Origin of the sequence: Candidatus Symbiobacter mobilis CR (assembly GCF_000477435.1) — a bacterium.
Classification (GTDB): domain Bacteria; phylum Pseudomonadota; class Gammaproteobacteria; order Burkholderiales; family Burkholderiaceae_C; genus Rhodoferax; species Rhodoferax mobilis.
Genome location: NC_022576.1, coordinates 2,468,603 through 2,481,707, shown reverse-complemented (window position 1 = coordinate 2,481,707; position 13,105 = coordinate 2,468,603). Strand labels below are relative to the sequence as shown.

Sequence of the window (13,105 nt, the reverse complement as noted above, 5' to 3'; positions counted from 1 at the left end):
ACTTTCATGATCATTAGTTTCTATGAAAATGTCTGAACAATGGATACTGGACAAAAAATACCTCGAACCAATCCAAAACACAGCGCTGTTCTATCCATGCAGTGGAAATGATCTCCTCATTCCCATCGAACTATTCTCTCCGTATATTACAGACTATTGGTTCGTAGACAAAGGGTACTTCACCCCTGGGCACCAGGATACCAAGCATGACAAATTGGATTTACCAGCCGATCAACATCAACCCCTACTCCTCGATGATGAACGATACACCCTACAAAATACCTCCATCCAGGGCCAACCAAGCTGGCACTACCGTCACTCTAAAGACATCGAACCATGCATACTAACCGAAACCTACATGCATCAAGAATCAGGAAGAACGATCAGGATTCACAAGCGACGAGGATACGGCTTTTCAGGTTTTCGAACCGAACACTTTCAACTTGGTGTTTTCTTCTACCGTGGAGATAGTCAGGGTGAAGGTGGCAGTGGAAACTTGTGGCTGAACGATGAACATATCGATGAAATTTGCAATCGTCTCATCCCCCATGGACTGCTTGCCCTGGACGGCTCAGATGGATCGCCCTTTTATAGAAAACAGGGTACATATCAGGAGTGGTGGAAATACTATCGACACCCCCCGTGTTACACCCCCGAAGAATTCATACAGAATGCCAGGCCATTTTCCGACCGCAAAGGTAGACACTTTGCATGTGTTGGTTATGCTGGAGAAAAATACTGTCCTACGATGATTTGGCAAATGCAATAATAAAAATTATGTGAAGTATTACTCATCCATTTTACGAAAATATATCAAATTACCAATTTTGATTGAGGTGCATCATGAGTAAATGCCGTTACTGCGGATTAGGTACGTATGGCAAAGGTTGTCCATACAGCCCCTATCGGACACACGAACATATTGAGGATGAAAGTCGTTGCGAGTTTTGTGGATTAGGGTCTTATGGAAATTCATGCGCACACAGTCCCCACGGGGCACATCGTCACGGCCATGGCGATAACAAATGCATCTGGTGTGGCCTTACAGGCATTGGCGGGACTTGCTCATTCAGCCCTTCAAGAAGCCACGAGAAGTGATCTGCATTACTTATCACAATTTTCAATTAACTAATTAGATTTCTATCATGAACCTGGAACCAATTAAATCATACCTCGAAGAAGAAGGATTCCGCCCAAAATATGATGAAGATAGCGACATCAGATTCAAATTTGAAGGAAAAACATATTATATTCAAACAATCGATGAAGATGAAGAATACATAATACTTCTAGCGGCCAATATCTGGCCCATCGAAAATGAAGAAGAAAGTATCAAAGCCTATCAAAATACCAACGAGGTTACCCGAAACATAAAAGTAGCCAAAGTTTATGTAACTCCATACAACAATGTTTATGCAACGATAGAATTATTTCTGCCAAACCCAGAAACATTTATTCCTATCTTCATACGATGTTTGGGCGCGCTCGACAAAGCCGTTTCAGAGTTTCGTACTGCCATGCAAGAAGAAAACAAGGGTTTGATCCAGTAAGTTTTCTTCCTTGTTACCAACGCCCCAACCCATTCCCCAACCCATAGAAATTTGGCGATGCACTTTGGCAGTACGATACAAGGCATCGGGTTGGCGAACAAAGGGGCCTGGACGGCCCCTTTGTTTGTGGTGCCCCGCGCTTGCCACAGGGGCGGAAAGTCAGCCACGTATCGCGGGGCCTTGCAAAAAGCTCAGTTTTTTGTTTGACGAATGAAGGATTTTCAAAAATGGCACCTCATGAACAGCGATTGCAAAATATGCGTGACTTCTATCACATCTTGGAGGAACTTCAACAGAAAGTGGGTGGTAGGCGGGTTCTTGCGAATTGCAACGGACGCATGCATTGGCCACAACGGGGTGTCTACTTTTTCTTTGAACCTGGAGAATACCGCAGTCATAGTGGTGATGGCGATCGCATCGTGCGGGTGGGAACGCATGCTTTGAATCCCAATTCGAGAACAACTTTGTGGAATCGATTGATGCAGCACCGTGGTACGGTCCATCCTCTCGGCGGGAATCATCGGGGGTCAATTTTTCGTTTGCTTGTTGGTCAATCGCTCATACAACGCAACGGTTATCAAGACTATCCACACTGGGGGATGGGGAACAATGCACCATCCGAAATACGGGAGTCAGAACGCCCCTTGGAACGGGAAGTCAGTCAAGCCATCGGTGCCATGCCTTTCCTATGGCTGGCTGTCGAAGATGCTCCTGGGCCGCAAAGTCTCCGGGGCTGTATCGAACGCAACGCAATTGCGATGCTGAGCAATTTCCATAAGGATGCGATCGATCCACCGTCGGAAAACTGGCTTGGGAAGGATTGCGACAGGGAGACGGTGCGTCTGTCGGGGTTGTGGAACTCAAACCATGTCCAGGATGGCTACGATCCTAGATTTTTGGAAGTTATGCATAATGCTGTCGAACAAATGTAAGGAGCACATGATGACACCACCCCCAGCAATACCGATTCCAGCAAAAAGCTTCAAAGTAGTAATCCAGTGTGCAGGTAACAAAGACCCTGACGCTGGATCTTTGCACTGCAAGGATGGGCGAGAGGTGGTATTCGTTGCCCACCCAGAACTTGCGCCCCAAGATGGACAGTACTATGCCAGGCCAGACGATCAGTCGGACGATGGAAGAACGTGGCGTGCCAGACTGGAAGAGTACAACCAGGGGCATGTGAACAATCCACTCCATCTACTACCAGCCTACAAATTGTATTGGCACCATGCATACCGAGATCTGGTTACAGAGTATGGAGCTGACAGAGTGTTCATCCTCTCCGCAGGATGGGGATTGATTTCTGCAAACTATCTGACTCCCGACTACGACATTACTTTTTCTGCCAACGCTGATCCATATATACGTCGTGGTAATCAAGATAAGAAGTATCAGGACTTTAATCAATTGCCCGATTCAGATGAACCGCTGGTCTTCCTTGGGGGGGCCAGTTATCAGCAGTTCTTTTTACGGCTGACGGCAGGCTACAGGGGTACACGTATCGTTTGCTATAACTCTGGGAAACCACCACAGGTCGATGGTTGCATGTTATGTCGATACGAGACGAGAACAAGAACCAATTGGCATTACCAATGCGCCATGGATCTGATTGCTGGCCGTCTACATTTACCGCTGTGACGGCAGCGAGAGATCAGCAACTCAGTGGGGTAATCGATAAATCCACCTTGGCAACATGCGCCTTCTCCAGCCAGGGGCATTCATGCGGTGGGAAACCAGTATTGCACCAGGGCTGATCCAGCAGTTTGTGCGACGATGGAGTGTGTGGATCAGGGACTTCGATTGTCATCTCGATGTAAAAATAATGAGTGCGTATACACTGAATTTACAGAAAAATCGATTGTTATACAAATAACAGTCAATCTGTGTTTACACTGCTTGCGGTGTATACTGGACGTTATAGCTCATGGAGGCATCATGCCAGACTTGAACAATTTTCCACAGTACTTCCGTAAATATAGCTGGGATGCCAAGCATGCGCTGTACGGCTATCCTGCTGACAAATATGACCAATTCGAATGGATTGCCTCTCTTGAAAGGAGATTTAATTGGTTGAGAAAAAACTGCGAGAAGGGGAAGACCGCATCGATCTACTTGCTGAAAGAAATGATCCAGTGGGGTGGTAGCCAAAACGGGACATTGCAGAAATTCGAGGACGGAATAGAACAGCACAACATCCAGCAGTTGGTGCTGGATACAGTGTCCAACCTCTCATCTCCCGAGAAAGCTATCGAAGCAGCACTCAAATTTCCTGGAATGGGACTTACCTACGCATCAAAAATGCTTCGTTTCCTTGATCCGGAACGCTACGGTGCCTTGGACCGTAGAATCCGTAAGGCCTTTAGCGAAAGGCTACCAGAAGTACTACCGAAAATATACGACGCATATGACCAGAGCATGGTGACCGGATACGTTGCATTTACCGAGTACCTAGATCATCTAAAGCAGAAATTGGATAAAGAAATAATCACGCGCCCTAAGTGCAATTTACCACTTGGATCGGGTGACAGCAAATGGCGTGCCGCAGATATTGAAATGGCAATATTTTGCTGGGCCGAGAGTGATGATCTATAACAATTTGATGCAGACGCGACGGCACTGGCGGACCGCAGCCTGAGCTCAACCATTAGCGCACAATAATAACTACGACATGCCTGGAAAATATGAACCACTTGAGCTTTACCTTCGTGCAGTCTCAGACAAAAAGAACGAAATTACTCTTTCGTTCACAGATGTCGAGCGTATCATAGGTGCAAAGCTACCAGCTTCTGCAATGGCCCATCAGGCTTGGTGGGGCAACCAAAGAGATACAAGAAACCGGCCTCAAGCCCATGCTTGGCTATCCGCTGGCTTTAGGGTCGACATGGTAAATCAAAATGGTGCTAATGCGTCAGTTAGATTTATTCGTCGCACTAAGGATAGTCTGCAAAACCCATGATTTCAGCGGTGCATTTGTTGTAACTCATTGACTTTTCTGAGTCCAAAAAACCGAAGACTTTTGCAGAATGTTTTAAGCAATTCGCTTTACCAGCTATTCTGTTACCCGTTATTTTTGTCGTTAAGATCTTCAGGAAAACCGGCTGCGGTATAAACTGGAAGTTGGGTGCCATATAGGAGTTCGATTTATGCCATTCGAATCGCAAGGGTTATCACAAGAACTATGCAACAAATTGGATGCGTTTATCCAGAGCGACAACATGCCGTCACTCTACAAGTCGTACTCGTGGGGGAACGACACTCATCAAAATGGATTCCCGGATATTGTAAGACTTGAACGTCAGCTACAGAATAGCGAGAAAAGTACAGGAATTACACTAAACGATGCAAAAGATGTTGCTCAATGGGGAGGGCTGAGAAACCAAAAACAAATATCAGGTAATGCGGTAGTTTTACCAAATAATACGCTGATTTCCCCCTGCGGAGGTTCATAGTCGTTATTGAAGAATCAGCCACAAAGACCTCTTGATACGCTGCAACTGATTCATGGCTTTGGGCCGACCTATCAAAGCAAGGTCTTAAGATTGGCTCTCCCTGAAGAATACGGAGCTATAGACACTCGAATAGTCAGAGTATTCGGACGAGGAGATCCCGATACGCACCAACTCGATTGGCTAGAACTCCAAGCGACTCTCGGTACATACAAGGGCAGGCCAACAGGCTGGTATATTTCTGCCGCCCAACAAAATTGGCCCAGCGACTATGCTCGTTGGATAAATATTTTTAGGTACATTTCAAACAAACTCAAAGCCGAATGTCCGCATCCAAAAAAGCTTAAATAACTTAGGAAAGACGGCATGTGGACTTGCGCCGATGTTGAAATGGCTCTATTCTGTTATGCAAGCCAATACACAAGCAAGGTTCGTACGCATCCAACTATTCCCAGCAGGTGCAACGAATCGACGGGCTGTAACCAAAGGTCGAACGTTACCCGTCCCAATCGCGCATAATCCCATTTTTAATAAAATAACAACGCTCCGGAGTATTTGAATTGAATCAAAACGATGCGGCGTACCTTAATCTTGTTCTAGAACCGATCAGGGCGTGTTCCAAGTACAAGCCAAAATTTGGTCAAGGTACAAAAGGTGACGGATTGACATTGGCTCAATTTCAAAAACTTTATCAAAGTGACCCGTTCTATAGCTGGTTTGGCCTAGACAACCCGATGATGTATGCAGCCCACAAAGCGGCAGGTGGAATGACCAGTGTATATCGGCAAATTGGTATTGGATGCGAAAAACTTTTCCGAACCGCTATCAAAGATGCTCTCGGATTGTCGGAAACCGATGTCACGTGGTCTTATACCATTCCGCTACCGAATGGGAAAGCGCGGACGTTGCATCTTGATGGACGTGTACCGTTCGACAAAATTGGCGACAGAGCAAAGCGTGCTCGCTTCCACGCATGGATGAAAGATTCAGCAGAATCGATCGGCGTTGACAAGAATGTATTCTCAACCTTGACCGGTACCATATTCGAAGTTCGACAGGGATACAAAAGCAAAGACTCGAAGCGGCAGAACGCTGACATTGCAAACGCAGCCACCGCATACACCAAGGCTTATTTCCCATGTGCGGTTATCCTATCGGCGCAAATCGACAGTCAAATCTTGTTCCGCTACCGTGCAGAAAAGTGGGCGGTCGTTACTGGCATCGAAGGCGCCAACAACCCACTGATCTCAACCTACGACTTTATGCGCGATGTAGTCGGTTACGATCTCGCCGCATTTTTTCAAAGAAATAGCAAGACGCTTCGATCAGAGATAGATGCCGTACTGCAAGCATTGCTAGCGCCGGGGACTCAATGATGTCTGCGGTACTAGAGCTAGAGCGTACGCCATTACGCCAGCGGTCAGATTACACTTACAAATTCAATGCACAGACAGGGCGGCACGGTTGGCTACGCCTGACTCCTGCTTACTCCCTGAAGGTCGTTGAAGAACTGATTACTGGACACGGCAAAGCAAAGCGTATTTTTGATCCTTTTTGCGGCACCGGGACAACCGTATTGAGTTCTGCATACCATGGACATGTGGGTGTAACTACGGATATCAATCCGTTTCTCGTATGGTTCGCTCGGGCAAAAACCGCGCATTACTCTCCTAAGCAAATTTGCGCAACGCGGGATGCCTTTGCGTCCGCGCTAGCCTTGGTCCGGTGCCAAAACATTGAACCTGCACCTGCCCCACCCATCCACAATATAGAACGGTGGTGGAGTCCCAGAGCACTCGATTTTCTGCGGCTTCTTCGTGCAGCCATTCCAGCAGTGACAAAGGAAAACTCTGCGGAACGTACACTGCTACTGATTGCTTTTTGCCGGTCATTGATTCAGTTATCCAATGCCGCATTCAATCATCAATCCATGTCATTCAAAGATGACTGCCAATTCGACATTGGTTTTGATGTAGACATGGAATATGTCTATTCCGAGGATGTACGTTTTGTGTTGAGCGGTGCCAGCGAAAACCCTGTAGGCGAGGGTTATGTAGTTTTTGGTGATGCAAGAAACCCAGCAGCAGTGGTGGAAGGTTTGTTTGATCTTGTTGTCACCTCCCCACCTTACGCTAACCGAATGTCTTATATTCGAGAACTTCGCCCGTACATGTACTGGATCGGGTTCTTGATCAACGGCAGAGATGCCGGGGAGTTGGACTGGACAGCCATAGGCGGCACTTGGGGGATCGCTACAAGCCGTTTGACAGATTGGAAACGTTCCACAGATTGTTTCAGGAGCACCTATCTTTCCCAAGTGCTAGATCAAATTTCACACTCGGATAACAAGAATGGTGCCGTGCTCGCCAATTATGTTGCCAAGTATTTTGATGATATTTGGACTCATTTCCGGCGCTTAATTCCTGTGCTCTGCCGTGGAGCAGAGTTGCACTACATAGTCGGTAATTCAACCTTCTACGGAACGCTTGTTTCAACGGAACTGCTGTATGCCGAAATGCTGACAGCACTAGGATTCAGTGGAGTGGAATGTCGCCCAATCCGCAAGCGCAACTCAAAAAAGGAATTGGTGGAATTTGATGTTGTTGCACGATGGCAATAATGGCCCATTGGGGAACAAGGCCGGCGCCGCCCGATCCTTGCTACAGATTGCGCAGAAACATCCCCAAGCCCTGCATGCATTGATCCCTCACACCTCCACCCATCTCCCGACCGTCGTCCAGAACACCCCCATCCGCACGGGTTGTTCCGCATCGAACAAGCTCCGGTAACGCAGCAGTTATTCCACTCGTTCCCACGCTCCAGCGGTGCAGCTTGGGCATCGTGCAACGCAAGGGGCTAAGGGCGGTGGAGTCATGCCATGTTCTGGTACGGGGCTGCCAAAGTCCTAGCGATGGGAAGAGTACACAACCACCTTGCCGCGATGCCCAGGCTGTACCGACAGCAGTGCAAGTTGCATTCCCACGCTGGAGCGTGGGAACGAGCGACAAAGGAAAGCGCATGGCTCCGTGGTATCGGTCGATTTGCTACATCGGGAGCGATGTTTGGGCTGGAGGGGACAGGATTCTGAGCACTTCCACAATGGCGAGTGACCGCTCCATTTCGTTCTGATCGGTGTCATAGGTAACGGTTTCTTCGTACCTGCATTCCAGACTGTCGCCGGGAAGAATCTGATGCTGGCGCTTCTGATATTGCTCCAGCCATGTTCGATGCAACATGCTTACCTTGATGGTTTTGCCGTTTCGCATCACCTGCCATTGGGACTGCCCAAGCATGTCTGTGGATTTGATTTTGAAAAACTCCACCCCCGTGTTGGTGCGAACGCTATGTGGGGTAGGGTCGGCTACAGGCGATTCCTGCGCTTGTTCTTCCATCACGATGTCGCCAAGCTCCGTCTGCACGGTTACGCCGACTTGTGGCAATGCCACCCTGGCTTGTCGAACGCCATCCAAAGCCGTCTGGACCTCTGAAACCCGTGGCGGTTGGTATCCAACCAGGCCAACGGGTGCGTCACGGTACTGCGGTTCAAGTTGGTCTAACGTTCTGCTGATCTCTGGCGCGTCTGCATCCAGCTTTTGCAGCAAGAGATGCTTGCCGTGAACCAACAGGCTCCCCAGCCATTTTTTCCATTCCAGCGAGGAAAGATGCTCGTCCGGCACGCCGCGCAAAGCCCTGGCAAGTATGATTTTCAGGCTGGAATGCGCAACGTCGTTGAGGATCGAAACTGGCTCCAAACTGCTGTCGATGCTGGATAGCAAGCAGTGGTCTAGTTTGTCCATCGCATCGATCAATTGCATAGCCCCTGCCAATACCTGGATGGCTTCGCTCTTGCCGGGCTTGTATTCGATGACTAGGCCAATTTCGCCTTCGATGGTCTGCGATTCAAGAATTCTTTCCATAGGATGCTCCGTCTCTACAACTGCATTTTGCCGTCACCCCCTCACACCTCCACCCATCTCCCCACCGTCGTCCAAAACACCCCCATCCGCACGGGCTGTTCCGCATCGAACAAGCTCCGGTAACGCAGCAGTTGTTCCCGGTATTGCTCCAGGGCTTCGGGGGGTAGGGTGGCTTCGGGTTGGGTGGCACCCCCCTCACCCATCGCACGGGTGGTTTTGTAGTCCACGATCCAGCGCACGCCGTTGTCGACGAAGGTGCGGTCCACCACATGCGCGTCATAGCCTCGTTGCGCCGTGTCATCCGGGCCTGCGAGCGTGGAAATCGGCAGTTCGCAGGCGTCTTCTTCGTGGCGCTGCAAGATCCATCGGCCCATTTCGCTTTGCAGCGTGGTGCGCAGGTGGGCCAGGGTTTGGCGGGCTGCATCGTCGGCCTGGGCTTGGGGGTGTCCGCGTGCCAGCAACCACCGGCGCATCGCGGGTTCCAGGCGTTGCAGGCGTGCTCCCGTCCAGCCTTGCAGGCCATCGCGTGCCATGGCTTCGAGGTAGCGGTGTACCAGCGTGCCGATGTCGGCGGGCAAGGGGTCTGCCGACTGGCCGGAGGGCGCGGTGCTCGTTGGTTCGGGATCGCTATCACCGTTGATATTCCCGCCGATATTCCGGTCGCTAACGGGGTTGATCTTGGGGTTGATCTCGGCGGGAGTGCATTCGCTGTAGGTATCCCGGTAGATATCGCTGTCAATGCCAAAGTCGCCAGCGTGCTGGGCGCCGGGGCGCTCCCACGTCGGCGGGGGGACGGGGTTCCGCAGCCGTATCAGCGTGGGGACGAATGTGGCATCGCACGGCAGAGCAAACCGTGCAGGCACAGCCGCCCCCGCTGCATGGGCGTTGCCCTCGCACTGCTCGGCCTGCCCCACTTGTTCCTTCGCTTGCGCCAATCTTTCATCAAACCGCGCCTCTGCCACCGGCCATAGCAGCTTCAGAAAACTGCCTGCACGCGGCGCGGCCAAGTTTCCATCTTGCTTGACTTTCGCCACGCCCACCCAGTGCAGCGCCCGCCGCGCACGGGTGGCGGCGACGTACAGCAGACGGCGTGTTTCCTGTTCCGTGCGGTCGGTTTCCAGCTTGCACAGGTATTGGTGCAGCGAAGGCGGGGCGTTCTTGTCCGGTGCTTCGTCGGCCCGCTCCATCGCCGCCACGGCAAGGTTTGGTTCCGCGCCCTCGCCCTGCCATTCCTCCCAGGCTACCAGCGCGCGTTCATTGAGCTTGGCGCCGTGGTGAATGCCGGGGACGATCACGCAATCAAATTCCAGCCCCTTGGCTTTGTGGATCGTCATCAACTGCAAGGTGGTGGGCGCTGCGGGGTCTGGGGGGGTGTATAGCTCCGCTACGGCAGTTTGCAGCACTGGCAGGTCGATTGCGCCTTCTTGATCGAGCCGGTCGAGCAGATCGAAATACGCACGGGCATAGGCAAATTCTGCGGGAGTCGTCAGGCAGGCCGGGCCGTTCAGGCCGCGCCAAACTCCTTCCACCCACCGGCGCAGACGTTGGTGGCCCCGGTGTTGCAAGGCTTCCCCCACCACGGTGCGGACGTGGTGCAAGCGCTGCCTTCCGTCCGGGGACAAGCGGTGGATTACGCTGGCCTGTAGCTCTGCATGTCCCTCCGTACCCACAGCCGCGCCGTCGTCTTGCATGCATTGCCAGACTGTGCGATAGGGTTCCCCCCCCGCCAGGGCGTGCAAATCGGCCAGCGTCAGCCCGCACCACGGGGCGCGCAGCACGGCAAGCCAATGCACCCGATCCCCAGGGTGCAGCAGCGCACGTGTCAAGCTCAGCAAGTCTTGCACAACCTGGACGTTTTGGAGGGTGTCGATTTCCACCGCCTGGTACGGCAGGTTGTCGTTGCGCAAAGCCTGAGCCACAGCGAGAAGATGGGAGCGTGCGCGCACCAGCACGGCCACCGTGACCTCGGGGTCGGCCTGCCGTGCAGCGCGGATCAGCCCGACCACGGTGTTCGCTTCGCGTTCGCTCAGGGCAGGCGGGAATGCATCGACAGCGCCGTCCGCAGCGTCGGCTTCCTCCGCGCCAGCAGCATCGTCAACGCCAAGGCCCGCAGCACCCGTTTCAATGATCGGGTGGATCACCACCTGCGCCTGCGGGCTAGGCCCGATGGTCGCCACGGCAGGTTCAAAAGCCACCGCGCCGCGAAAGGCATCGCTACTGGGTGGCATGACCTTGGGGAAAGTGTGGTTCACCCAGTCCACCACTTCGTCGTGCGAACGGTTGTTGCGGTACAGCCGCAGCACCGTGGGTCGGATCGACCCCAACCCAAGCTCCCGCACACGCAGAAACAGCCCAACATCGGCCTTGCGGAAGCGGTAGATCGACTGCATCGGGTCCCCCACCAGAAACAGCGTGCGCCCATCGCACGGCTGCCATCCGGCGGTGAGCTTTTGCAGCAATTGCACCTGGGTCGGCCCGGTGTCTTGGAATTCATCGACCAGCAGGTGGCTGATGCGGTAGTCCAGCCGCAGTTGCAAGTCGCTCGGCGCGTCCTCCCCCCCCAGTGCTACCAGGGCCTTGCCCGCCATCTCGATGAAATCGACCTCGGAACGCGCCTGAAAGACCAACCACAGCCGCGCCGCCGCCTCACGCAGGATCAGCGTCACGTCTTCGATGCATTGGCGGTCGTCGTCGGTGTACGCGGGGTGGGGTAGTGTGCGAATGCGGGCAAGGTGTGCATCGCATTCGCACGCCCTGCCTTGCGCCAATGTTTGTTGCAGTGCTTGTCTATCCTCTTTGTTCAAGCCCCATGCTGCGGGAATCTGCTTGCGCAGTTCGTTTTTTACCGTGAGCAATAAGTCGGCCAGGGCGCGCCAGATGGGCCAGTCGTCCAACGTCGGTTGCAATGGTTTGTGCCACGCTGCCAGGTTTTTCCAGAGCAGATATTGGTAGGGTTCGGCGGTTGCGCACTCACCCCCTGCCCCTCTCCCGGTGGGAGAGGGGGGTTGGTGCCCTGTCTGCGCGGGGGCGGCCTGCGTGGCTAACAAATGCCCGGCCACCGCCGGCATCAGCGCTTGCAGACTGTCGAACCAGCCGTTGGGCATGGCCTTGTGGATGTCCCGCAAATCCTGCTCGATCAGCGCCCTGAAAACGGCCAGCGATGCTTCCCTATCCTGCTCAACCAAGGCGTGGTGCATCCATTGGTCGCGGCGTTGCAGCATCGCGATGAGTAAGGCGGATAGCTTGTCTTTTTGGTTGTCGTGCCGATCCAGGATGCGATCCAGGGCATGGGCCAGGGGGGTGTCCGACTCCAATTCCTCCAGCGTGTCCTGCACGGCTTGTTCGTAGAGCAGGTCGGGGTCTTCGGCAATGCCGGGCTGGCTGCCGAGTTCGGAAAGCAACGGCATTTGCCGCACCAGTTGCCCGCAGAGCGCGTCCAGCGTCGTGATTTGCAGCCGCCCACCATGTTCCATCAGGCCCCAGTGGCGTTCTGCGTCGCGGCGCAGCACAGCGGTCGAGAGGTCGAAGGTCGTTTGTTTGTGGGGCTGGCTGGGGCGCTCGCCCTGCTGCGCCATCCGCAGGCTTTGCACGACCCGGTTGCGCATCTCCCCGGCCGCCTTGCGGGTGAAGGTCAGCGCGACGACTTCTTCGGGTTCTTCGACCCGCGCCAGCAGGGCCAGGAACCGTTGCGTCAACAGCTCGGTCTTGCCCGCTCCGGCAGGGGCTTCGACAAGAAAAGAGCCGGTGGGGTCGATGGCCCGCGCACGGTGGGCTGTGTCTTCGGCCAGCCAATCCTGGGGAGTGGGTTTCATGCTTGCACGCGCTCGCCTTCGGCTATCGTGGGGGCTTGGTCGTGGCCCACTGAGGAATCTAGGTTCAACACATCTCTAATCTGACATGCCATGTCGTAATCTTTCATGTGGTACAAAATGGGTTTGTTGTCAAGGAATGTCTGCAATAGTCATTTTTGATTTTTTTAACCTCAAAAAAATCAACAGGTTACAACCCTCCAATCACTGAATTGTAGAGTTTTGCAGACCTTCCCTCCAAGTCTGATGACATTTGCCTGACGGAGAGTCCATGATGAAACCAATACACACCCCTGCATCTTTACCCACGACGCAAGAAGACACTCCCACTTCCAGTAGTATTTGGTCGATCGGTATACGGTTGATGGCGCGAATGAATTTCG

The 13,105-nt window shown here is 52.8% G+C and carries 12 protein-coding genes; 10 read left to right on the top strand and 2 right to left on the bottom strand.

Translation table 11 applies throughout. The annotated features are described in order from the left end of the window. Positions 1–22: 22 nt before the first annotated feature. The 10 genes from CENROD_RS13705 (at position 23) to CENROD_RS10095 (ending at position 7,785) form a co-directional block, all read left to right on the top strand. Entirely contained in the window at positions 23–769 is a 747-nt protein-coding gene (locus tag CENROD_RS13705) for a hypothetical protein (protein ID WP_022775725.1), read from the top strand. A 376-nt stretch (positions 770–1,145) separates the two neighbouring features. Next, entirely contained in the window at positions 1,146–1,550 is a 405-nt protein-coding gene (locus CENROD_RS10120; RefSeq protein WP_022775719.1) for a type III secretion system chaperone family protein, read from the top strand. A 227-nt stretch (positions 1,551–1,777) separates the two neighbouring features. After that, complete coding sequence (locus CENROD_RS10115) at positions 1,778–2,482, top strand: GIY-YIG domain-containing protein (RefSeq protein ID WP_022775716.1); 705 nt, start codon at positions 1,778–1,780, stop codon at positions 2,480–2,482. A gap of 337 nt (positions 2,483–2,819) precedes the next feature. After that, the gene (locus CENROD_RS14120; protein WP_202961151.1) at positions 2,820–3,188 is read left to right on the top strand and encodes a hypothetical protein; all 369 of its coding nucleotides are present in this window, start codon (positions 2,820–2,822) and stop codon (positions 3,186–3,188) included. A gap of 297 nt (positions 3,189–3,485) precedes the next feature. Next, complete coding sequence (locus CENROD_RS10110; RefSeq protein WP_022775712.1) at positions 3,486–4,142, top strand: hypothetical protein; 657 nt, start codon at positions 3,486–3,488, stop codon at positions 4,140–4,142. 76 nt (positions 4,143–4,218) lie between these two features. Beyond that, a complete protein-coding gene (locus CENROD_RS14595) occupies positions 4,219–4,506 on the top strand; it encodes a DUF7662 domain-containing protein (protein ID WP_022775710.1) in 288 nt (95 codons plus the stop codon). 187 nt (positions 4,507–4,693) lie between these two features. Then, positions 4,694–4,999: a hypothetical protein gene (locus tag CENROD_RS13700; RefSeq protein ID WP_022775703.1), complete on the top strand. Its 306-nt coding sequence runs from the start codon at positions 4,694–4,696 to the stop codon at positions 4,997–4,999. A 557-nt stretch (positions 5,000–5,556) separates the two neighbouring features. Then, positions 5,557–6,372, top strand: coding sequence for a hypothetical protein (locus CENROD_RS10105; RefSeq protein WP_041193523.1), 816 nt, complete (start codon positions 5,557–5,559; stop codon positions 6,370–6,372). Further along, on the top strand, positions 6,372–7,616 hold the full coding sequence (locus tag CENROD_RS13695) for a TRM11 family methyltransferase (protein ID WP_022775696.1): 1,245 nt from the start codon (positions 6,372–6,374) through the stop codon (positions 7,614–7,616). Before CENROD_RS10105 ends, CENROD_RS13695 begins: the two co-directional genes overlap by 1 nt. Beyond that, positions 7,594–7,785: a hypothetical protein gene (locus tag CENROD_RS10095; RefSeq protein ID WP_022775692.1), complete on the top strand. Its 192-nt coding sequence runs from the start codon at positions 7,594–7,596 to the stop codon at positions 7,783–7,785. The genes CENROD_RS13695 and CENROD_RS10095 overlap by 23 nt, the downstream gene beginning before the upstream one ends. 255 nt (positions 7,786–8,040) lie before the next feature. Here CENROD_RS10095 and CENROD_RS10090 read toward each other — a convergent pair whose 3' ends face one another. After that, the gene (locus CENROD_RS10090) at positions 8,041–8,913 is read right to left on the bottom strand and encodes a hypothetical protein (protein ID WP_022775685.1); all 873 of its coding nucleotides are present in this window, start codon (positions 8,911–8,913) and stop codon (positions 8,041–8,043) included. Positions 8,914–8,954: 41 nt separating this feature from the next. Next, positions 8,955–12,725, bottom strand: a complete 3,771-nt coding sequence (locus CENROD_RS10085) for a UvrD-helicase domain-containing protein (RefSeq protein WP_022775682.1) — start codon at positions 12,723–12,725, stop codon at positions 8,955–8,957. Positions 12,726–13,105 lie beyond the last annotated feature (380 nt).

Coding starts and splice junctions, on each gene's coding strand:
- CENROD_RS13695 (WP_022775696.1), top strand. CDS start 6,372: ATGTCTGCGGTACTAGAGCTAGAGCGTACGCCATTACGCCAGCGGTCA.
- CENROD_RS10115 (WP_022775716.1), top strand. CDS start 1,778: ATGGCACCTCATGAACAGCGATTGCAAAATATGCGTGACTTCTATCAC.
- CENROD_RS14595 (WP_022775710.1), top strand. CDS start 4,219: ATGCCTGGAAAATATGAACCACTTGAGCTTTACCTTCGTGCAGTCTCA.
- CENROD_RS13700 (WP_022775703.1), top strand. CDS start 4,694: ATGCCATTCGAATCGCAAGGGTTATCACAAGAACTATGCAACAAATTG.
- CENROD_RS10110 (WP_022775712.1), top strand. CDS start 3,486: ATGCCAGACTTGAACAATTTTCCACAGTACTTCCGTAAATATAGCTGG.
- CENROD_RS10095 (WP_022775692.1), top strand. CDS start 7,594: ATGTTGTTGCACGATGGCAATAATGGCCCATTGGGGAACAAGGCCGGC.
- CENROD_RS10090 (WP_022775685.1), bottom strand. CDS start 8,913: ATGGAAAGAATTCTTGAATCGCAGACCATCGAAGGCGAAATTGGCCTA.
- CENROD_RS10120 (WP_022775719.1), top strand. CDS start 1,146: ATGAACCTGGAACCAATTAAATCATACCTCGAAGAAGAAGGATTCCGC.
- CENROD_RS13705 (WP_022775725.1), top strand. CDS start 23: ATGAAAATGTCTGAACAATGGATACTGGACAAAAAATACCTCGAACCA.
- CENROD_RS10085 (WP_022775682.1), bottom strand. CDS start 12,725: ATGAAACCCACTCCCCAGGATTGGCTGGCCGAAGACACAGCCCACCGT.